The sequence below is a fragment of the Bhargavaea sp. GQ12 genome (assembly GCF_059758705.1).
The window spans coordinates 1-289 of the sequence record NZ_JCAXEU010000064.1 but is presented as its reverse complement, the minus strand read 5'-3'; the positions used below and the strand labels follow the sequence as shown (position 1 = coordinate 289).

The 289-nt window shown below is 47.1% G+C and carries 1 pseudogene; it reads right to left on the bottom strand.

Annotation, left to right across the window (positions count from 1 at the left end):
* Window positions 1–289 (bottom strand): annotated as a pseudogene (locus tag AC6CHQ_RS16405) (IS5/IS1182 family transposase); the annotation flags it as partial.

Below are 289 nucleotides of genomic sequence, written 5' to 3'. Positions count from 1 at the left end.
GATTCATCCACTGCATAGACGGATTTCCGCAGGTTCTTCGATTGATCCTTTAAAATCTCCATCGGAGATTTCAGGGCATAACGCGCCCTGGTATGGGTCGCATCTACAATTATGGAACGGGTCGTGATGACTTCCTTTTCCAAAGCGATTTCCATCGTCTTCATAATCAGCATATCGAGCAGTTCAACGTCCTTCAGACGCTGTTTTCGGAACTTGGTCAGGGTACTCGGGTTGATGACAGGCTCTTCAGGAGCCATGCCGAGAAAGTATTTGAAGGACATATCGTACA